19 protein-coding genes and 3 pseudogenes are annotated in these 19295 nt (G+C 64.8%); 12 read left to right on the top strand and 10 right to left on the bottom strand.

Translation table 11 applies throughout. From position 1 onward, the window contains the following. Positions 1-28: 28 nt before the first annotated feature. The 7 genes and pseudogenes from GT370_RS08230 to GT370_RS08200 form a co-directional block, all read right to left on the bottom strand. Positions 29-526 carry a type II toxin-antitoxin system RatA family toxin gene (locus GT370_RS08230; protein ID WP_008492262.1) on the bottom strand — a complete coding sequence of 166 codons (498 nt, stop codon included), beginning with the start codon at positions 524-526 and terminating at the stop codon, positions 29-31. 12 nt (positions 527-538) lie between these two features. Next, the gene (lipA, locus tag GT370_RS08225; RefSeq protein ID WP_008492263.1) at positions 539-1489 is read right to left on the bottom strand and encodes a lipoyl synthase; all 951 of its coding nucleotides are present in this window, start codon (positions 1487-1489) and stop codon (positions 539-541) included. A 107-nt stretch (positions 1490-1596) separates the two neighbouring features. After that, positions 1597-2990: pseudogene (lpdA, locus tag GT370_RS08220) on the bottom strand (dihydrolipoyl dehydrogenase). A 105-nt stretch (positions 2991-3095) separates the two neighbouring features. After that, complete coding sequence (locus GT370_RS08215) at positions 3096-4367, bottom strand: pyruvate dehydrogenase complex dihydrolipoamide acetyltransferase (protein WP_008492266.1); 1272 nt, start codon at positions 4365-4367, stop codon at positions 3096-3098. Positions 4368-4384: 17 nt separating this feature from the next. Further along, positions 4385-5719, bottom strand: coding sequence for a pyruvate dehydrogenase complex E1 component subunit beta (locus GT370_RS08210; RefSeq protein WP_270184209.1), 1335 nt, complete (start codon positions 5717-5719; stop codon positions 4385-4387). Positions 5720-5725: 6 nt separating this feature from the next. Further along, the gene (gene pdhA / locus GT370_RS08205) at positions 5726-6685 is read right to left on the bottom strand and encodes a pyruvate dehydrogenase (acetyl-transferring) E1 component subunit alpha (RefSeq protein WP_008492269.1); all 960 of its coding nucleotides are present in this window, start codon (positions 6683-6685) and stop codon (positions 5726-5728) included. Between the two features lie 289 nt (positions 6686-6974). Beyond that, positions 6975-7262: an FtsB family cell division protein gene (locus GT370_RS08200; protein ID WP_162173902.1), complete on the bottom strand. Its 288-nt coding sequence runs from the start codon at positions 7260-7262 to the stop codon at positions 6975-6977. A 460-nt stretch (positions 7263-7722) separates the two neighbouring features. Here GT370_RS08200 and GT370_RS08195 point away from each other — a divergent pair, with 460 nt between their 5' ends. After that, positions 7723-7965 carry a hypothetical protein gene (locus GT370_RS08195; RefSeq protein WP_270184208.1) on the top strand — a complete coding sequence of 81 codons (243 nt, stop codon included), beginning with the start codon at positions 7723-7725 and terminating at the stop codon, positions 7963-7965. Between the two features lie 49 nt (positions 7966-8014). On the opposite strand, the gene hemF is transcribed toward GT370_RS08195, so the two are convergent. Next, entirely contained in the window at positions 8015-8893 is an 879-nt protein-coding gene (gene hemF / locus GT370_RS08190) for an oxygen-dependent coproporphyrinogen oxidase (RefSeq protein WP_270184207.1), read from the bottom strand. Here hemF and GT370_RS21360 point away from each other — a divergent pair. The 7 genes from GT370_RS21360 (at position 8882) to GT370_RS08160 (ending at position 12614) form a co-directional block, all read left to right on the top strand. Continuing rightward, complete coding sequence (locus GT370_RS21360) at positions 8882-9094, top strand: twin-arginine translocation signal domain-containing protein (RefSeq protein WP_442865508.1); 213 nt, start codon at positions 8882-8884, stop codon at positions 9092-9094. The two genes, hemF and GT370_RS21360, sit on opposite strands and share 12 nt — an antisense overlap. Beyond that, the gene (gene petA / locus GT370_RS08185; RefSeq protein WP_270184206.1) at positions 9070-9531 is read left to right on the top strand and encodes a ubiquinol-cytochrome c reductase iron-sulfur subunit; all 462 of its coding nucleotides are present in this window, start codon (positions 9070-9072) and stop codon (positions 9529-9531) included. Before GT370_RS21360 ends, petA begins: the two co-directional genes overlap by 25 nt. A 9-nt stretch (positions 9532-9540) precedes the next feature. After that, positions 9541-10098, top strand: a complete 558-nt coding sequence (locus GT370_RS08180; RefSeq protein ID WP_270184205.1) for a cytochrome b N-terminal domain-containing protein — start codon at positions 9541-9543, stop codon at positions 10096-10098. Beyond that, complete coding sequence (locus GT370_RS08175; RefSeq protein ID WP_270184204.1) at positions 10059-10598, top strand: hypothetical protein; 540 nt, start codon at positions 10059-10061, stop codon at positions 10596-10598. The genes GT370_RS08180 and GT370_RS08175 overlap by 40 nt, the downstream gene beginning before the upstream one ends. After that, the gene (locus GT370_RS08170) at positions 10598-11290 is read left to right on the top strand and encodes a cytochrome c1 (RefSeq protein ID WP_008492276.1); all 693 of its coding nucleotides are present in this window, start codon (positions 10598-10600) and stop codon (positions 11288-11290) included. The genes GT370_RS08175 and GT370_RS08170 overlap by 1 nt, the downstream gene beginning before the upstream one ends. A 67-nt stretch (positions 11291-11357) precedes the next feature. Further along, a complete protein-coding gene (locus GT370_RS08165) occupies positions 11358-11843 on the top strand; it encodes a uracil-DNA glycosylase family protein (RefSeq protein ID WP_333490038.1) in 486 nt (161 codons plus the stop codon). Between the two features lie 456 nt (positions 11844-12299). Beyond that, entirely contained in the window at positions 12300-12614 is a 315-nt protein-coding gene (locus GT370_RS08160) for a DUF4396 domain-containing protein (RefSeq protein WP_270184203.1), read from the top strand. 109 nt (positions 12615-12723) lie between these two features. Here the strand turns inward: GT370_RS08160 and GT370_RS08155 are convergent, their stop codons facing one another. Together GT370_RS08155 and rfaE1 are read right to left on the bottom strand one after the other, a co-directional pair. Next, on the bottom strand, positions 12724-13314 hold the full coding sequence (locus GT370_RS08155; RefSeq protein WP_270184368.1) for a GNAT family N-acetyltransferase: 591 nt from the start codon (positions 13312-13314) through the stop codon (positions 12724-12726). An 89-nt stretch (positions 13315-13403) separates the two neighbouring features. Then, positions 13404-14878 (bottom strand): annotated as a pseudogene (rfaE1, locus tag GT370_RS08150) (D-glycero-beta-D-manno-heptose-7-phosphate kinase). Between the two features lie 67 nt (positions 14879-14945). On the opposite strand from rfaE1, the pseudogene hslO reads away from it, so the two are divergent. The 4 genes and pseudogenes from hslO to dnaA all read left to right on the top strand — a co-directional run. After that, a pseudogene (gene hslO / locus GT370_RS08145) lies at positions 14946-15868 on the top strand (Hsp33 family molecular chaperone HslO); the annotation flags it as partial. An 803-nt stretch (positions 15869-16671) separates the two neighbouring features. After that, the gene (locus GT370_RS08140; RefSeq protein WP_039884654.1) at positions 16672-17016 is read left to right on the top strand and encodes a cupin domain-containing protein; all 345 of its coding nucleotides are present in this window, start codon (positions 16672-16674) and stop codon (positions 17014-17016) included. Between the two features lie 86 nt (positions 17017-17102). Next, on the top strand, positions 17103-17372 hold the full coding sequence (gene rpsT / locus GT370_RS08135) for a 30S ribosomal protein S20 (RefSeq protein ID WP_008492286.1): 270 nt from the start codon (positions 17103-17105) through the stop codon (positions 17370-17372). A 441-nt stretch (positions 17373-17813) separates the two neighbouring features. Next, positions 17814-19199, top strand: coding sequence for a chromosomal replication initiator protein DnaA (gene dnaA / locus GT370_RS08130; protein WP_051622366.1), 1386 nt, complete (start codon positions 17814-17816; stop codon positions 19197-19199). Positions 19200-19295 lie beyond the last annotated feature (96 nt).

Below are 19295 nucleotides of genomic sequence, written 5' to 3'. Positions count from 1 at the left end.
CAGTTCCCGTGCGGGACGCAAACGCCGCTCACTTCACCTGCGGGGCGGGCTGGCCGGTGGGGGCGGGGGCTGGTCTGGGCGGCTCGCCATAGACGCTGGCGGCGCGTTTGAGGAAGGCGTTGACCATCATCTGCACCGCCTCGGTGAACACCGCGCCGATGGCCTTCTGCAGGATGATGTTGCGGAATTCGAAATCGACGAAGAAATCCACCGCGCAGCCCTCCGGGTGCGGGGCGAAATCCCAGCGATTATGCAGATATTTGAACGGGCCGTTCTCATATTCCACGCGGATGGCACAGGGGCCCTCGCCCGAGCCGGGCAGCAGCGTGACGCGGGAGGTGAAGCTCTCCCGGAACGGGCCGAAGCCGATGGTCAGATCCGCGATCATCAGGTTGTTCACATGGCTGCGGATCCGCGCCCCCACGCACCAGGGCAGGAATTTCGGATATTTGGCCACATCCGCCACCAGCGCGTAGAGCTGCTGGGGCGTATAGGGGACGATTTTCTGCTGCGCGAACTTGGTCATGCGGGGGCGTGCTCAGCCCGCCAGCTGCTTGGCCCGGGCGGCGCGCAGCTGCTCGAAATCCGCATCGGCATGATAGGAGGAGCGGGTGAGGGGGGTGGCTGAGACCTGCAGGAAGCCCTTGGCGCGGGCCATGCCGGCCAGCTCCTCGAACTCCTCGGGCGTCCAGAATTTCTCCACCGCGGCATGCTTCACCGTGGGCTGCAGATATTGCCCGATGGTGAGGAAATCCACATCGGCGATGCGCAGATCATCCATCACCTGGGAAATCTCGGACTTGCTCTCGCCCAGGCCAACCATGAGGCCGGATTTGGTGAAGATCGACGGATCGAGCTGCTTCACCTGGTCGAGCAGGCGGATGGATTGATAATAGCGCGCGCCGGGCCGGATGGTCGGGTAGAGGCGGGGCACGGTCTCGAAATTATGGTTGAACACGTCCGGCCTGGCGGCGGTGACCATTGCGATGGCGCCGGGCTTGCGCAGGAAATCCGGGGTGAGGATTTCGATGGTGGTGGCGGGGGCGGCGTCGCGCACGGCGGCGATGACGGCGGCGAAATGCGCCGCCCCGCCATCGGGCACATCGTCACGATCGACCGAGGTGATCACCACATGGCGCAGCCCGAGCTGGGCCACGGCCTCGGCGACGCGGCGCGGCTCATCCGCATCCAGCGCGTTCGGCAGGCCGGTGGAGACATTGCAGAAGGAGCAGGCGCGGGTGCAGATCTCGCCCATGATCATCATCGTGGCGTGGCGCTGGGACCAGCATTCGCCGATATTCGGGCAGGCCGCTTCCTCGCACACGGTGGTCAGCTTCTTGTCGCGCATCAAGGCGCGGGTCTCGTGATAGACCGGGTGGGTCGGCGCCTTGACGCGGATCCAGTCCGGCTTGCGGGCGATCGGATTGTCTTTCCGGTGCTGCTTTTCCGGATGCCGGACCCGGTGGTCGATCTCGATACGTGTGGCCATGATTCCACTTATCCCTAAAAGAAACGCCCCCTGCAAAGGGGGCGCTACCGAGAGCCGGATGTCTCCATCCGGCTCGCTTTATCACATTGCGGGAGCGCCGCGCTGGTCTAGAAGTGGATGACCCGGCCGTAAGCGTCAAGCACGGATTCGTGCATGGCTTCCGAGACGGTGGGGTGCGGGAACACCGTTTCCATCAGCTCGGCCTCGGTGCTTTCCAGCTGGCGGGCGATGACATAGCCCTGGATCATCTCCGTCACTTCCGGCCCGACCATATGGGCGCCGAGCAATTCGCCGGTCTTGGCGTCGAAGATGGTTTTCACCAGCCCGTCCGGTTCGCCCAGGGCAATCGCCTTGCCATTGCCGATCAGCGGGAAGCGGCCAACCTTGACCTCATGCCCGGCTTCCTTGGCCTTGGCCTCGGTGAGGCCGACACTGGCCACCTGCGGGTGCGCATAGGTGCAGCCGGGGATGTTGCCGGTCTCGAACGGGTGCGGGTTGAGCCCGGCGATTTTCTCGACGCAGACGATCGCCTCGTGGCTCGCCTTGTGCGCCAGCCAGGGCGGGCCGGCCAGATCGCCAATGGCATAGACGCCCGGCTCGCCGGTATTGCCATAGCCATCCACCACCACATGGGTGCGATCGACCTTCGCTTTGGTGCCTTCCAGACCGATATTTTCGACATTGCCGACAATGCCGACCGCCGAGATCACTTTCTCGACCTCGAAGATCTGTTCCTTGCCGCCGGCCTCGACCGTCACCTTGACGGATTTCGCCCCCTTCTCGGCCTTTTTGACCACGGCGGAGGTCAGGATCTTGATCCCCTGCTTCTCGAACTGCTTGCGGGCGATGGCTGAGATTTCGGCGTCTTCCACCGGCATGATGCGGTCGACCATCTCCACCACGGTCACATCCACGCCCAGCGTGTTGTAGAAGCTGGCGAATTCGATGCCGATGGCACCAGAGCCCATGATCAGCAGGGATTTCGGCAGGGTTTCCGGCACCATCGCCTCGAAATAGGAGATGATCTGCTTGCCATCGACCTCAAGGCCGGGATCTGGCGGGGACGGGCACCGGTGGCCAGGATGATGTGCGGGGCTTCCAGCTCGGCGAGCGGCTTGCCGTCCTTGGTCACGGAGAGCTTGCCCGAGCCTGCGAGCTTGCCATAGCCGTCATAGACGGTGACCTTGTTCTTCTTCATCAGATGGCCGATGCCGCCCGAGAGCTGCTTGGAGACAGCGCGTGAGCGCGCCACCACCTTGGCCAGATCCACCTTCACATCGCCAACGGTGATGCCGAACGCTTCGGAATGGTCGATCAGATGCTTCACCTCGGCCGAGCGCAGCAGCGCCTTGGTCGGGATGCAGCCCCAGTTCAGGCAGATGCCGCCCAGATGCTTGGCCTCGACCAGTGCCACTTTCAGCTTCAGCTGCGCGGCGCGAATGGCGGCGACATAGCCGCCCGGGCCACCGCCGACCACGATAACGTCGAATTTGTCAGCCATTTTGGAGTTCCTTTTTATGCCGCTTTTTTGAAAAAAAGCGGCGCAAAAAACTTTTGCAACCTGGGCCGGGGGCGTGGCGCAGCCAAAGCCCTCGGCCCAGCGGGGTTAGAGCATCAGGCTCAGCGGCTCTTCGATCAGGCCCTTCAGGGTCTGCAGGAATTCAGCGCCCAGCGCGCCATCGACCACGCGGTGGTCGGTGGACAGGGTGACGCTCATCACCGTGGCGATCCTGATCTCATCGCCCTTCACCACGGCCCGCTTCTCCCCCGCACCGACAGCCAGAATGGCGGCCTGCGGCGGGTTCACGATGGCGCAGAAATCCTTGATGCCATACATGCCCAGATTGGAGATGGAGAAGCCGCCGCCCTGGAATTCCTCGGGCTTCAGCTTGCCGGCCTTGGCACGGCCCGCGAGATCCTTCATCGCGTTGGAAATGCCGGCCAGGCCGAGCTTGTCGGCGTTCTTGACGATCGGGGTGATCAGACCATCCGGGACGGCAACGGCGACGGAGATGTCGACATTGTCGTACTGAATGATCGCCTCATCGGTCCAGGAGGCATTCACCGCCGGGTGCCGGGCCAGGGCGACGCCGCAGGCCTTGATGACGAGATCATTCACCGAGAGCTTGAAGGCGCCCGGGCCGTCCTTCGGCGACTTGCCGTTCAGCTCGCCGCGCAGCGCCAGCAATTTGTCCAGCTCGATATCCACCGTGAGGTAGAAATGCGGGACGGTCTGCTTGGATTCCGTCAGGCGCTTGGCGATGACCTTGCGCATGGTGGAGTTGGGGATCTTCTTATGCGGCGCGGTGATGACCGGGGCCGGGGCGGCCGGCTTCGGCGCGGCGGCGGCCGGGGCAGCAGCCGGCGCGGCTTCGGCCTTCGGCGCGGTGGCGGATTTGCCGTCCAGATCCGCCTTCACGATCCGCCCATTCGGGCCGGAGCCCTTGATGGTGGCCAGATCGATGCCGGACTGCTTGGCGATGCGCTTGGCCAAGGGCGAGACGAAGATCCGCTCACCATGCGAGGCGGCGGGAGCTGCTGCTGGGGCGGCCTTTGGCGCCTCAGCCTTGGCCTCTTCCTTCGGCGCTTCCGCCTTGGGCGCGGCGGCGGGGGCAGGGCCGTCCACCTTCTCGTCCTTGGAGGCGGTGATCAGCCCGATCACCGCATTCACCGCAACCCCCTCAGTGCCTTCCGGCACCAGGATCTTGCCGAGGAAGCCTTCATCGACGGCTTCCACTTCCATGGTCGCCTTGTCGGTCTCGATCTCGGCGATCACGTCGCCAGACTTGATCTCATCGCCTTCCTTCTTCGCCCATTTCGCGAGCTTGCCCTCGGTCATGGTCGGTGAGAGGGCCGGCATCAGGATGTTAATGGCCATGTTGAACGCCTCCCGGATCAGAACAGTTTCTTGACGGCATCCACCACCCAGTCGGGCTGGGGCAGCGCCAGTTTTTCAAGGTTGGCCGCATAGGGCATCGGCACGTCAACGCCGGCCACGCGCGCCGGCGGGGCATCCAGCCAGTCGAAGCAATGCTCGGTGACGGTGGCGATGATCTCGGAGCCGATACCGGCGAAGGGCCAGCCTTCCTCCAGGCTCACCACGCGCGAGGTCTTTTTCACCGAGGCGGCGATGGTCTCGGTATCCAGCGGGCGGATGGTGCGCAGATTGATGACCTCGGCGGAGATGCCCTGCTCGGCCAGCGTCTCAGCCGCCTTCAGCGCCGTATCCACCATGATCGAGAAGGCGATGATGGTGACATCGCTGCCTTCGCGCTCGATCTTGGCCTTGCCGATCGGCAGGATGAAATCCTCATCTTCCGGCACCTCGAAGGAGTGGCCGTACAGGATCTCGTTTTCCAGGAACACGACCGGGTTGGGGTCACGGATGGCGGCGCGCAGCAGGCCCTTGGCATCGGCGGCGGACCAGGGGGCGACGACCTTCAGGCCCGGGCAATGCGCGTACCAGGAGGCGTAGCACTGGCTGTGCTGGGCGCCGACACGGGCGGCGGCACCGTTGGGGCCGCGGAAGACGATCTGCGCGCCCATCTGGCCGCCGGACATATAGAGCGTCTTGGCGGCGGAGTTGATGATCTGGTCGATCGCCTGCATGGCGAAGTTGAAGGTCATGAACTCCAGGATCGGCTTCAGCCCGTTCATCGCCGCACCCACGGCCATGCCGGTGAAGCCATGCTCGGTGATCGGGGTGTCGATGACGCGGCGCGCACCGAATTCGTCCAGCAGGCCTTGGCTGACCTTATAGGCGCCCTGATACTGGGCGACTTCCTCGCCCATCAGGAACACGTCCTTATCGGCGCGCATTTCGACGGCCATGGCTTCGCGCAAGGCTTCGCGCACGGTCATGGTCTTGGTCGGGCCCCATTCCTTCTCGACCGGCTCCTGCGGCGTGGTGGGCGCTTTTTTCGGGGCTTCGGCCTTCGGGGCCGCAGCCTCGGCCTTGGGTGCTGGGGCCGGGGCGGGCTTGGCGGCGTCCGAGCCGCCATTGAGCTGGGCGATCACCGCGTTCACGGCGACACCCTCAGTGCCTTCCTCGACCAGAATGGCGGTCAGCGTGCCTTCATCGACGGCTTCCACCTCCATGGTCGCCTTGTCGGTCTCGATCTCGGCCAGAACATCGCCGGACTTCACCTCATCGCCCACTTTCTTGAGCCATTTGGCGAGCTTGCCCTCGGTCATGGTGGGGGAGAGGGCGGGCATCAGAATGTCGGTCATGGTGTCTTAGCCCTCCAGCAGCACGTCAGTGTAAAGTTCGGACGGATCGGGCTCGGGCGAGCTTTGCGAGAAATCAGCCGCCTCCTGCACCCGGGCCTTGATCGCCTCATCCAGCTTCTTCAGATCGGCCTCGGCGATGCCGGCCTCCTCCAGCTTCTTGCGGGCGGAATCCAGGCAGTCATGCTCGGCGCGCATTTTCTGCACCTCTTCGCGGGTGCGGTACTTCGCCGGGTCGGACATTGAGTGGCCGCGATAGCGATAGGTCTTCATCTCCAGCAGGAACGGGCCCTTGCCGGCGCGGCAATGCGCCACCGCCTGCTCACCGGCTTCCTTCACCGCCAGCACATCCATGCCGTCCACGGCCAGGCTGGGCATGCCCCAGGCGGCGGCGTTCAGCGAGAGATCGCGCGAGGCGGAGGCGCGCTCGACCGAGGTGCCCATGGCGTAACGGTTATTCTCGATGATGAACACCACCGGCAGCTTCATCAGCGCCGCGAGGTTGTAGCTCTCATAGACCTGCCCCTGGTTGGAGGCACCTTCGCCATAATAGGTGAGGCAGACATTGTCGTTCTCGCGATACCAGTTGGCGAAGGCGAGGCCCGCCCCCAGCGAGACCTGGGCGCCGACGATGCCATGCCCACCGAAGAAGCCTTTCTCCTTGCTGAACATGTGCATGGAGCCGCCCTTGCCCTTGGAGTAGCCGCCGATGCGCCCGGTCAGCTCCGCCATCACGCCCTTGGGGTCCATGTCGCAGGCCAGCATATGGCCGTGGTCGCGGTAGGAGGTGATGACCTGATCGCCTTCCTTGAGGCAATGCTGCATGCCGACCACCACGGCCTCCTGGCCGATATAAAGATGGCAGAAGCCGGCGATGAGGCCCATGCCGTAAAGCTGGCCCGCCTTCTCCTCGAAGCGGCGGATCAGCAGCATGCTCTCATAGGCCTTGAGCAATTCGTCCTTGCTCATCACCTCGGCGGGCTTCTTTGCGGATTTTCTCGATTTGTCAGGGCTAACGGCCATGTCTCTTGGCTCCCGGGTTTTGATCGTCCGCTCGCAGCTATGCCAATGTTGGTGCGCCGCGCAAGAGAAAGCTCTGTAAAAACTCTTCTTCGCAGTTGCAACAAATTAAATTAACCAAAAAGTAGTTAATTCATGCATCCGAAGCCCGGGGTAGGTAGAAGGCGGCTCATAAAATTTCAAAAAAAACGGCGCCGAAAGGCGCCGCTGCTTAGGGTGAGGCTCTAAAACGAAATCATCATTCGGCGGATTTGTGCGGCGGCAGCTCGACGACGAGGTCGTTCGGGTCGGCGAGGCTCAGCACGTTGCGGGCTTCCTCGTTCAGCATGTCGGGCTGAATCGCCTGGCCATTGAGGTCGGCCACCTTGGTCTGCCAGAGCACCAGGCGCTGATGGGTGGCATCCGCCTGCTTCTGCACGGCGGCCAGCTGCGCGCGCTGCGCGGCCTGCGCCTCCAGCCCGCTTTTGCCGTGGATGGCGTTCCATCCAAAATAATAGGTGAGCGCCAGAAAAATAGCAGGCGCCACCAGGCCACGAAGGCGGTTTTTTATCGCGCGGAGCACAGAGCCATTCCCTAAACGTGAAGCCGGGTTGTTGAAACCGCTTGAATCTTCCCTTATCCGCGCGTAATTCGCAAGTGAATTTCTTGAATAATCATGACATTAAATAAATTAATTCAATTTCATTCCGCCGCCTTGTTTCCGCCCTTCTTGGGGCGTGCTGTTGCCACAGGCGGGGCGCCTATTCAGGCCAGAATGTGCGAAGGGGACAACCCATGACGATGAGACAGATTTTGCTGGCGGGTGCCGTGGCGATGGGCCTGGCCGGCGCTGGCGTCGCCCCGGCCTTCGCGGACTGGGGCGATCACGGCCATGGCGGCGGCGACTGGCACGGCGGTGGCGGTTGGCATGACGGTGGCGACTGGCACGGTGGCCCCGGCGGGCATTGGGATGGCCGCCCCTACCATGATTGGCATGATCATGGCTGGTGGGGGCGGGTCATATCTGGCACTGGTATGCCGGTTGGGGCCCGGACTATGGCTATATCGGCCCGGCCCCGGTCTGGGGGCCGGGCGTGCCGGTCTATGCCGGTCCGCCGCCAGGCTATTATTACGCGCCGCCGCCCCCGCCCCCGCCGGTCTATTACGCGCCACCCCCGCCGCCGCCGGTTTACGTGGCGCCGATGCCCTCGGTGATCATCACCCCGCGCGGTGTGGGCATCACCCAGTAATGAAAAGGCCGGAGCATTGCTCCGGCCTTTTTGCATGCTCGCGTCGGGCTCAGGGCCATTTCACTTCGGGCGGCATCGACATCAGGATCGCCTCGGTATTGCCGCCGGTTTTCAGCCCGAATGTGGTGCCGCGGTCATAGAGCAGGTTGAACTCCACATAGCGGCCGCGGCGGATCAGCTGCGCCTCGCGCTCCTGCGGCGTATAGGGGGCTTCGCGCCGGCGGCGCACGATCGGCGGGTAGGCCGCCAGGAAGGCCTGGCCGACATCGCGGGTGAAGGCGAAATCCGCCGCGACATCGCCACTATCGAGATAATCATAGAAAATCCCGCCGGCGCCGCGCGGTTCATTGCGATGCGGGAGATAGAAATATTCATCGCACCAGGCTTTGAATTTTTCATAATAGCCGGGATCGTGCGCATCGCAGGCGGCCTGATAGGCGGCGTGGAAGAAGGCGGCATCCTCGGTGGCTTCCGGCGTGCCGGGCTGCAGCGGGGTGAGATCCCCGCCGCCGCCGAACCAGCCCTTGGCGGTGACGATCATGCGGGTATTCATATGCACCGCCGGGATTTTCGGGCTGCGCGGATGCACGACCAGCGAGATCCCCGCCGCCCAGAACACCGCACCTGCCTCGGTGCCGGGAATTTTCGCGGCGAAATCCGGGCTCAGCGTGCCATCCACCACCGAGATATTCACCCCGGCCTTCTCGAATACCTGGCCGCGCAGCACGCTCATCGTGCCGCCGCCGCCGCCCGGGCGCTCCCAGCTGGTGCGCTGGAACCGGGCAGCGCCGCCGGCTTCCTGCTCGATCGTCTCGAATTCGGCGCAGATCCGGTCGCGCAGGGCGGCGAACCAGGTGGCGGCGTCCTGTTTCAGGGCGGCATGGGGGGCGGGCTGGTCATGGCGCCTGCTTAAGCCATGCCCGGCCATCGATCCACACTTGAAATTTTTTCATTGCCTTGCCACGCTGCAACCAAGGGAGGAGACTTAACTCCTCCAGGGAGCGAACACATGGCTGAACCAACAGCGGATGCGCTTGCGGCGCATGGGACCGAAACCCGGCGCGACTTCCTGAGGCTTCTGGCCGTGGCGGGCGGCGCCATCGGGTGGGGGCGATCGCCTGGCCGCTGATCGACGCGCTGAACCCGGACGCGGCGGGGCTGGATGCGGCCCGGCCGGTGGTGCTGGTCTCCGATATTGCCGAAAATGCCACCAAGACGGTGCAATGGGGCGGGCAGACCATCCTGATCCGCCGGCTGACCGACCAGCAGCTCGCCGCCGCCCAGATTGTGCCGATGAGCGCCTTGCCTGACCCGCAGGAGGTCTCCGAACGGGTGGCGCCGGATGATGGGCATATCGTCGTGGTGATCGGCATGAATACCGGCGCGCCCTGCGCCTTGCAGGGGAGCGCGCCGGGCGATCCGCGTGGCGATTATGGCGGCTGGGTCAGCCCCTGCGATGGCAGCGAATATGACGCGCTGGGGCGGGTGCGGGCCGGGCCGGCGCCGCGAAACCTAGCCATCCCGCGCTTTCGCTTCATCGATAAACACCAACTCCAGCTGGGTTAGGACGCGCCAATGCAATCGGAGGCGAATCAGGGCGTTGCCTGCCCGTATCTGATGAAGGATCGCGCGCCTGGCGGAGCCTGGCATGCGACCTTGCCAACGCTGCTGGGGGCGCTGCTGGCGCTGCTGCTGGCCTCGGGCGCGGTGCTGGCGGTGTATTATAATCCGCGCGACGCCTATGGCGCGGTGCAGATGATCAATCGCGAGGTGAATGGCGGCTGGCTGGTGCTGGGCTACCATAATACCGGCGCGTCTTTGGCGTTTCTGGCGCTATATGCGCAGCTGTTCCGGCTGCTGCTGACCCGCGGCTATCGTGGCCCGGCGCGGTTTGCCTGGATGCTCTGGGTGAAGCTGCTGGCGGTGCTGCTGCTCACCGGCTGGCTGGGCTTCGTGCTGCAGGGCGGGGCAGGGGGCGCGCTCTCGCTCACCCGTGCCAGCGATGCCGCGCTGACCCTGCCGGGCTTTCCCGGCGCGGTGGCGCTGTGGATTTTCGGTGGCCCGTCCGGCCCGGCACGTTGGCTCGGCTGCTGGTGTTCCATGTGCTGCTGGCGGCTTGCGCGGTTTGGGTGATCTGCTGGGCGCGCTGCGCGGCACGGCGGGCGCGGCCGGCGCCGGAGGGCCGGGCGGTGGCGTTCTGGCCGGTCTATGCGTCGCAATATTTCGCGGCCTTGGCGGCGCTGGCGCTGTTGTTCACGCTGCTGCTGGCCTTCGCCCCGCATTGGGGGCAGAGCGCCCAGGCCATGCTGCCGGGCGATGTGCTGCCGATGGTAATCTCCTATCCCTGGTATTTGCGGCCGGTGGCGCATCTTGCCGGGCTGATCCCGGGTGATGGCGGGGCGATTTTGGTGGTGATCCTCGCCGCCGCCGCCCTCTATGCACTCCCCTGGCTGGACCGCTCCAACGGCGCCCCGCCCGGCCGGCTCTATCGCGGGCTGACGCTGCTGCTGGGGCTGGATGTGCTGGCTCTGGGCTGCGCCAGCGCGCCGGTGCCGCAGATCATTTTCGGCATCTGGTTTTTCATCCATTTCCTCGTGCTCACCCCCCTCGTCACCGCCGCGGAGGCCAAATAATGCGCGTTTTGCTGATGTCGGGCTTAGCACTCGGGCTGCTGGCGGGTGGGGCGGCGCAGGCGCAGCCCCCGTCTTTCCCCTCCTCCGGCGCCTTCGGACATATCGATGATGAAGCCGCCCAGCGCGGGCTGGCGGTGTATCAGGGCGTGTGCGCCAGCTGCCACAGCCTCAACCAGCTACATTACCGGGATCTCGCGGGAATCGGGCTGGATACGGCGCAGATCGCCGGGCTTGCCAATGCGGTGAAGCTGGCCACCGGCCAGCCCGCCACCCCGGATGATGTGTTCAAGGCCCCCGCGGCGATGAGCATGGGCGGGGCGGTGCCGCCGGATCTCTCCAGCATCGTCGCCCAGCGCCGCGATGGCACGCGCTATATTTATCGCTTCCTCACCGGCTTTGCCCCGGCCCCGGCCGGGGTGACGATGCTGCCAGGGCATTACTACAACCGGGCTTATCCGGGCGGGCAGGTTGCCATGCCGCCGGTGCTGCGGGACAATGCGGTGACTTACGCGGACGGGACCAAGGCCACACAGGCGCAGGAAGCCGCGGACATCGCGGAGTTTCTGACATGGGCGTCCGATCCAAACCTCACCGCCCGGCATGTTCTGGGGATCAGGGCGGGGATCTTCTTCGCCTTCCTGACGCTGGTGGCGCTGGCGACCAAAAGGCGGATCTGGAAGCAGGAGGGCTGAGCGGCGTCGCGGCTTCGGCGCGGGCCTGCCGCGTCTGCCATGACATTTTGCCGCTGGGGCGCGGCCGGTGTTCCGGGTCTCGCCCACCGCGAAGCTGCTGGTGATCTCGCAGGCGCCGGGCACCAAGGTGCATGCCAGCGGCCTGCCGTTCGACGATGCCTCCGGCGATCGGCTGCGGCATTGGATGGGGATTGGCCGGGAGGTTTTCTACGATGAAACCCGGCTGAATTTCATGCCAATGGGCTTCTGCTATCCCGGCCGGCTGCGCAATGGCGGCGATGCCCCGCCGCGCCCGGAATGCGCGCCGCTCTGGCATGAGGCGCTGTTGCGCCATCTGCCGCAGCTTGAGCTGATCCTGCTGGTCGGCGGCTATGCGCAAAGGCGCTATCTGGGCAAGGGCAGCATGACGCAGAGGGTGCGCGCGCAGGCGCCGGGGCGGTTTCTGCCGCTGCCGCACCCCTCCTGGCGGACCACCGGGTGGGAGAAGAAAAACCCTTGGTTTGGTGAGGAGATTTTGCCGAAATTGCGGGCGGAGGTGGCGCGGCTGACGTGATCGTCATCAACGCGCCGGGTTGAATTTTCGCCGGGCTGCCCAAGCTATGTTGCAACATAGATGTTACAGCGAAGGAGGCGCGGATGGTTCCGGCCTGGCTCAATGATGTGGCGATGCTGTCCCTGGCCGCCGCGTTCATCAGTGCGCTGATTATTTTGTGGGATCTGCGTGCCCGCCCGCAGGCGATGGCGGTGATGAACCCGGTCTGGCCGGTCACCGCCTTATATTTCGGGCCGCTCGGGCTCTGGGCCTATTGGCGGCTGGGGCGCGCGGCGCCGGCATCGCATCACGCGCATCATCACCATCATCATCACGGCGATGACAAACCGTTCTGGGTGCAGGTCTTCGCCGGCACCACCCATTGCGGGCGGGCTGCACGCTGGGCGATATTGTCGCCGAGTTTTTGGTGTTTTTCTCAGGGCTGGCGATCGCCGGCTCGGTGTTCGCGGGCAGTTGGTGCTGGATTATGCCTTCGCCTTCCTGCTCGGCATCGTCTTTCAATATTATTCCATCGTGCCGATGCGCGGGCTGCAGCCGGCAGAGGGCATCAAGGCGGCGGTGAACGCGGATTTCTGGTCGCTCACCGCCTTCGAGGTCGGGCTGTTCGCCTGGATGGCGCTCACCCGCTTCGTGTTTTTCGGCCCCAGCCTGCAGCCGGACAGCGCCACCTACTGGTTCATGATGCAGATCGGCATGATCATCGGCTTCGCCACGGCGTTTCCGATGAACTGGCTGCTGATCAAATCCGGGGTGAAGGAGCCCTGTATGTAGGCGCGTGTTAGAGCATCAAGCTTTTAGCTTGATGCTCTAAGTTTTGTTTTGGCGAGCCATTTCATGTGTTTAGGTCGACACTGTCGCGTCAAGATAAACCCATATTGCTCTAGCCGCGCAGCTCTTTCAGTGATTTGATCGCATTGCCCTGCGCATCGAAATTCGCCTCATCCAGCCAGGCGAGAATCGCATCGCGCTGTTGCGGCCATTCATGCCCGAGCATCGCATACATCGCGGTGTCGCGTTCGCGCCCCTTCACCACCATATGCGCGCGCAGCGTGCCCTCATAGGAAAAGCCCAGGCGCAGCGCGGCGCGTTTGGAAGGCTCGTTGAGCGCGTTGCATTTCCAGACCAGCCGGCGATAGCCGAGATCCTCCGCCGCGTGGCGCAGCATCAGGAACATCGCCTCGGTCGCGGCACGGGTGCGGCGCAGCTCCGGGCCGAACCAGATATTGCCAAGCTCGATGGCGGCATTCTTTGGCTCGATATTCATCAGCGAGAGAAAGCCGGAGACACGGCCGATGGTGGTCGGCCGCACCGCCCAGAAGGCGGCCAGCGGGTCGGCGTAAAAGCCGGCAATCAGCGCTTCCACCTCGGCCACACTCTTCCACGGGCCGAAGGACATATAGGTGAAACTGTCCTCGGCGAATTGCGAGGCCTCGAACAGTTCCAGCGCATGGCGGCGGGTGAGCGGCTCCAGGCTGACGCGCGCGCCCAGAAATTTCTGCCGGGCGGGCAGCGGGCGCGGCCAGGTATCGACCTCGGGCCGAGGGGAAGTTTGGTCATGGCTCAGCCCCTCAGCCGGGCGAGGGTGGCGGTGGTGGAATGGCCGGGAAGCAGCTGGGCCAGCGCTACACTGCCGCCCCAGCTCTCCACCAGATCCGCGCCGACGACGGTTTCGCGGGTATAATCCGCGCCCTTGATCAGCACGTCCGGCTTGATCAGCTTGATCAGCTCGATCGGGGTATCTTCCTCGAACAGACAGACCAGATCGACCGAGGCGAGCGAGGCCAGCACCGCGGCCCGCGCCGCCTCGCCCTGGGCCGGGCGGGTCGGGCCTTTCAGACGCTGCACCGAGGCATCGGCATTGATGCCGACGATCAGCCGGTCGCACATCGCCCGGCATTGCTCCAGCAGATGCACATGGCCCGGATGCAGCAGATCAAAACAGCCATTGGTAAAGCCGACCTTATAGCCGCGCAGGCGCCAGCGCTCGGCCATCTCGGCGGCGGCGGACGGGGTGACGATTTTCTGCAGCGCCCCGGTGGCGGGGGCGATATGGGCGAGAAGATCCGCCGGGCGGGCGACAGCGGTGCCGACCTTGGCGACGACGATGCCGCCGGCGATATTGGCCAGCCTTGCAGCCTCCACCAGCGGCACCTCGGCGGCGATGCAGGCGGCCAGGGCCGCCACCACCGTATCCCGGCGCCGGAGACGTCATAGACCTCGCGCGCCTCGCCGGGGAAATGAAGCACCTCCTCGGCGGTGATCAGGCTCATCCCGTCCTCGGAGCGCGTCACCAGCACCGCGCCGAAGCCATACCAGGCGATCAGCGCCTTGGCGGCGGTGACGATCTGCGCCTCGCTCTCCACCGGCATGTTGGTGGCCTCGGCCAGTTCCTTGCGGTTGGGAGTGAGGATATCCGCGCCCTTATAGCGGGCATAGTCGCGGCCCTTGGGATCGACGATGATCTTGCGCCCGAGTTTCTGCGCGCCTTCGATCAGAGCGGCGCAGACCGGGGCGCTGAGCACACCTTTATTATAGTCCGAGAGCACGGTGACAGTCGTGGCCGCCATCGCATCCAGGGCGATCTTCAGCAGCCGCTCGCAGAGCTTCTCCGGCAGGGCGATGCGCTCCTCGCGGTCGGCGCGGATCAGATGCTGGCCTTGCGCGATATAGCGGGTCTTCATTGTCGTGGTGCGGCCGTTCTGCACCAGCAGCCAGGGCTCCACACGCTCCTGCCCGCCGATCAGCCCGGTCAGGTCCGAGCCCGCCTGGTCATCGCCGACGACCGAGACGAAGGCCGCCGAGGCATCGAGCGCGATCAAATTGCGCACCACATTCCCGGCCCCGCCCGGCATCGCCACCTCGCGGGTGACGGTGAGAATGGGCACCGGCGCTTCCGGGCTCACCCGGGTCACTTCGCCATAGGTGTAACGGTCGAGCATCGCGTCGCCCACCACGAGCACGCTGGCGCGGGCGAGTTTCTTCACATAGGCGCCGAGGTCGGCGGAGGGGTGGTCGGCAGAGGAGTCGTTGGCCATGGGAAACCGCTAACCCTCTCCCGGGCTTGTGGCAACGGGGCGAAAACATGCTTATTTGGGACACATCATGACAGAGCTGCCCGCGTTTCTTGATTCCACCCGCCCGCAAGTGCCGGATCTTTCCGTGCCGCGCGGCGTCACTCCGTTTTATCTGCCCGAGCGCCCGGTGCGCGGCCGGCTGGTGCGGCTGGGGCCGCTGGGGGCGACGCTGCTCTCCCGGCACCAGCATCCCGCCCCGGTGCGCGCCTTGCTGGGCCAGGCGCTGGCGCTGGCGGCGGGCTCTCCACCGCGTTGAAATTCAAAGGCTCCTTCTCCATCCAGATTCGCGGCGACGGCCCGGTGCCGATGCTGGTGGTGGATTGCACCGAGGCCGGGGCGCTGCGCGGCTATGTGCGGGTGGAGGCGGGGGCTGAGATCCCGCCGGAGGCTACCGCGCGCCAGCTCTTCGGCAATGGCTATATCGCCTTCACCGTCGATCAGGGGCTGGACAAGGACCCGAGCCAGGGCATCGTCGCCATCGAAGGCGAGAGCCTGACCGAGATGGCGGAGTATTATTTTTCCACCTCCGAGCAGCTGCCGGCGCGGATTTTCCTGGCGGCGGCGGAAGGCGAGGGGGGGTGGCGCGCCTCGGCTCTGGTGATGGAGCGTGTCGCCGGGGCCGGCGGTGTCGGCCCGGAGATATCCGCGGGCGAGCAGGAGGAAGCCTGGCGCACCGCTTGCATCCTGGCCGAGACGGTGACGCAGGAGGAGTTGCTGGATGATGCGCTCTCGCCCGAGCGGCTGCTCTACCGCTTGTTCCATGGCGAAGGCGTGGCGGTTTCCAAGCCGCGCGCGCTCTCCTTCGGCTGCCGCTGCTCGCGCCAGCGCCTGGGCGGCATTCTGGAAGGGTTCAACCAGGAGGATCTCGACCATATGGCCGTCGAGGGCCAGATCGTGATGACCTGCGAATTCTGCAATTTCGATTTTTGTTTCGCCCGCGCGGATGTCGCCGGGCGCCCGCCCCAAACTGACCTTGGAGCCCCGAATGAAGAAGCTGCTTCTCGCTTTGCCGCTGCTGGCGCTTGCCTCCTGCGGCTCGACGCCACCGGCCCCGGTGCTGAAACCGCTGGATTATTCCTATCTGCCGCCGATCCTGCTGAAGGTGGCGCAGGTGAATGTGGTGACGAATTTCGTGCCCAGCCCCTCCCAGCAGCTGGCCGCGAGCCAGGATCCCGCCCCCCGGCCGAGACGCTGGAGACGATGCTGCGCCAGCGCCTGCAGCCCGCCGGCCAGCCCGGCACCGCGACGGTGACGGTCACCAACGCCTCGGTTGATAATGTCAGCGGCAATCTGGTCGGCGCGATGACGGTCGATGTGAATCTGGCCAGCGCCGATGGCCGCTCCACCGGCTTCACCGAGGCCAGTGTCGGCGCCACCCATAGCGCGCCGGAGTCCGGCAATCCGGAGGATCTGCGCGTGGCCTATTACGACCTGACCAAGCAGCTGATGACGCAGATGAATGTGCAGCTGCAATACCAGATTCAGAAAAACCTGCCGAACTGGATTTCCTGGACCAGCGCCGCCGCCGCCGCCCCGGCGGCGGCCTCCCCCGATGCCGGGGGCGGGGTGATCCAGGCCGCGCCGCTGGCGGCCCCGCCGGGCGTGGGCACGGCCTATGGCATGGCCACCAGCACGACCACGACGACCACCGCCCCCGTGGCGCCGGCGGCGCCGGTGCCCGGCCAGCTCAACACCAATGGCGCCGTGCCGGGCTATCTGCCTGGGGCGGGCCCGGCGGCCTTGGGGGCGCAGCCATGAGCCGGCTGGTGCAGCTGCCGCCCGCCGGGGTGGCGGAATGGAGTCCGATCGCGCCGGAAAAAGTGATTTCCGGCGAACCGGTGGCGCGAACGATCGTGCTGTATGAGAACCCAGCACGCGGACTCGCCGCCGGGGAATGGGAAGCCAGCCCCGGCAAATGGCGGATCGCCTATACCGAGTGGGAATATATGGAGATCATCTCCGGCGCCTGCGTGGTGGAGGGCGATGATGGCCGGCGGATCGAGGCGGGGCCTGGGGATAAATTCGTGATCGAGCCCGGCTTCACCGGTACCTGGGAGGTGCTCTCGGCGCTGCGCAAGAGCTGGGTGATCCAGGAATAGCTGAAATTAGCGGAAGTGCTTGACGCGGCGCCTTGGGCGGTCTAGACGGCGCGCTCCATTACACACACCTTTTTTGTTCGGATAACATGGCCAATATCGCATCTGCCCAGAAACGCATCCGCCAGACGCTGAAGCGCACGGCGCGCAACAAGGCGCGCAAGTCCCGCGTCCACACCTTCATCCGCAAGGTTGAAGAGGCCGTGGCGGCTGGCGACAAGGCAGCCGCGCAGGCCGCGTTGATCGCTGCCCAGCCGGAGCTACAGCGCGCGGCTGGTAAGGGCGTGCTGAAGGCGAATGCGGTTGCCCGCAAGATCTCCCGCCTGTCGGCCAGCGTGAAGGCCGTCGCCGCCGCTTAATGCGCCGGTTGGGATAATCCTCCGGGTTGTCCCAAAAAATATACGTTTTTGAACCGCCGTCATCTTGTTGTAATGGCAAGATACGGCGGTTTTCTATTCTTGGTTGCAAGTCCAGGCTTTTGCTATGGCAAGTAGGTAGGCGCAAAGAAAGTTTTTTATTTGTAGTCTTTTGAATTTAAACGTTTTTTACGAAGTGTCAGCAGCTTGTTCGCAAAGCTGTCGCATTTGTCGGCTTGCTTCGGCGAGGCGTTTAGACCTAATGTCCAAGCCTCAATTGACTGTTCAGGACTGTCTCATTTCTGAGAAGGCGCCCTTTTCCCAAGGGTTTGCTTTGCGGAATCGGTCCTTTGCGGCGCTGTGTTCGGGGTTAGGCAAAGCAGAATGGGTATCAACCTAGAGATCAATTCCTCTGGTCAGGGCGGCGCTGCGCTGCAAACCTCCATGATATGGAATGAAGAGGCACGGCTGGCTGAGCAATGGGGCCGCGTGCGCGCCCGGCTGCAGGCGGAAGTGGGTGAGGTCGAATATCGCACCTGGCTGAAGCAGGTGAGCTTTGGCGGTGTTGCCGGCGACGAGGCGGTGGTGCTGCTGCCGACCCGCTTCCTGCGCGACTGGGTGAACAAGGAATATGGCGAGCTGATCGCCTCCTTCTGGCAGGCTGAGAATCCGGGCGTGAAGCGGGTTGAGTTCCGCACTGGCGCGCCCTCCGCGCGTCCGGCCGCCCCGGATCTGGCCGAGCCGGCCGCGCGGCCGGTGGCCGGGCAGGCGGCGATGCCGGCGCCGCGCCAGGAGAACATGGCCGGGCTGGACCAGCGTTTTACCTTCGAGACCTTCGTCGTCGGCAAGCCGAATGAATTCGCCTATGCCTGCGCGCGGCGGGTGGCCGAGAGCCCGGCGACGCCGGGCTTCAACCCGCTGTTCCTTTATGGCGGTGTCGGGCTGGGCAAGACCCATCTGATGCACGCCATCGCCTGGGAGCTGTCCACCAATGCGCGCGGCGGGCGGCCGGTCTCGGTGGCCTATATGTCCGCCGAGCGCTTCATGTACCGCTTCATCAACGCGCTGCGCTCGCAATCCACGCTGGAATTCAAGAACGAGCTGCGCTCCGTCGACGTGCTGATGATCGACGATCTGCAGTTCCTGATCGGCAAGGACAACACCCAGGAAGAATTCTTCCACACCTTCAACGCGCTGGTGGATGCGGGCAAGCAGATCGTCATCTCCGCCGACAAATCTCCGTCCGATCTGTCGGGGCTGGAGGATCGTCTGCGCACCCGGCTGGGCTGCGGCATCGTCGCGGATCTGCACGCCACCACCTTCGAGCTGCGCTATTCCATTCTGGAAGCCAAGGCGCAGCGCGCCGGGGTGGAGGTGCCGCCGAAGGTGGTGGAATTCCTCGCCCGCAAGATCACCAGCAATAACCGTGAGTTGGAAGGCGCGCTGAACCGCCTCGTCGCCCACGCCAACCTGTTCAACCGGCAGGTGACGCTGGATACCGCGCATGAGGTGCTGCACGATGTGCTGAAGGCGCATGACCGCAAGATCTCCATCCAGGAGATCCAGAAACGCGTCTGCGAGCATTATAATATCCGCATCGCCGAGATGAGCTCCGCCCGGCGGGCGCGCAACATCGCCCGGCCGCGCCAGGTGGCAATGTATCTGGCCAAGCAGCTCACCTCGAAGAGCCTGCCCGATATCGGCCGGCATTTCGGCGACCGCGACCATACCACCGTCATGCATGCGGTCTCGCGGGTGACCGAGCTGATCGGCCAGGATGCCGCCTTCGCCGAGGATGTCGAGCTGCTCAAGCGCATGCTGGAGAACTGAGCCCGCCTTTGCCGGTGGCGCGAAAGGGGCCCGCGGGGCCCTTTTCTTTGGCCGAATCCCTGGCTTTGCAAGCCCCTGGTCAGCTTGCTACTCTAA

Origin of the sequence: Acidocella sp. MX-AZ03 (assembly GCF_027626035.1) — a bacterium.
Classification (GTDB): domain Bacteria; phylum Pseudomonadota; class Alphaproteobacteria; order Acetobacterales; family Acetobacteraceae; genus Acidocella; species Acidocella facilis.
The sequence above is the reverse complement of the archived record's forward strand: the minus strand, read 5'-3'. Positions and strand labels throughout refer to the sequence as shown.

Bases quoted from the DNA above. Each gene is read 5' to 3' on its own strand.
- GT370_RS08230 (WP_008492262.1), bottom strand. From the start codon at position 526: ATGACCAAGTTCGCGCAGCAGAAAATCGTCCCCTATACGCCCCAGCAG.
- lipA (WP_008492263.1), bottom strand. From the start codon at position 1,489: ATGGCCACACGTATCGAGATCGACCACCGGGTCCGGCATCCGGAAAAG.
- GT370_RS08215 (WP_008492266.1), bottom strand. From the start codon at position 4,367: ATGGCCATTAACATCCTGATGCCGGCCCTCTCACCGACCATGACCGAG.
- GT370_RS08210 (WP_270184209.1), bottom strand. From the start codon at position 5,719: ATGACCGACATTCTGATGCCCGCCCTCTCCCCCACCATGACCGAGGGC.
- pdhA (WP_008492269.1), bottom strand. From the start codon at position 6,685: ATGAGCAAGGACGAATTGCTCAAGGCCTATGAGAGCATGCTGCTGATC.
- GT370_RS21360 (WP_442865508.1), top strand. From the start codon at position 8,882: ATGCCCGGCCATCGATCCACACTTGAAATTTTTTCATTGCCTTGCCAC.
- hemF (WP_270184207.1), bottom strand. From the start codon at position 8,893: ATGGCCGGGCATGGCTTAAGCAGGCGCCATGACCAGCCCGCCCCCCAT.
- GT370_RS08180 (WP_270184205.1), top strand. From the start codon at position 9,541: ATGCAATCGGAGGCGAATCAGGGCGTTGCCTGCCCGTATCTGATGAAG.
- GT370_RS08170 (WP_008492276.1), top strand. From the start codon at position 10,598: ATGCGCGTTTTGCTGATGTCGGGCTTAGCACTCGGGCTGCTGGCGGGT.
- GT370_RS08140 (WP_039884654.1), top strand. From the start codon at position 16,672: ATGAGCCGGCTGGTGCAGCTGCCGCCCGCCGGGGTGGCGGAATGGAGT.
- rpsT (WP_008492286.1), top strand. From the start codon at position 17,103: ATGGCCAATATCGCATCTGCCCAGAAACGCATCCGCCAGACGCTGAAG.
- dnaA (WP_051622366.1), top strand. From the start codon at position 17,814: ATGATATGGAATGAAGAGGCACGGCTGGCTGAGCAATGGGGCCGCGTG.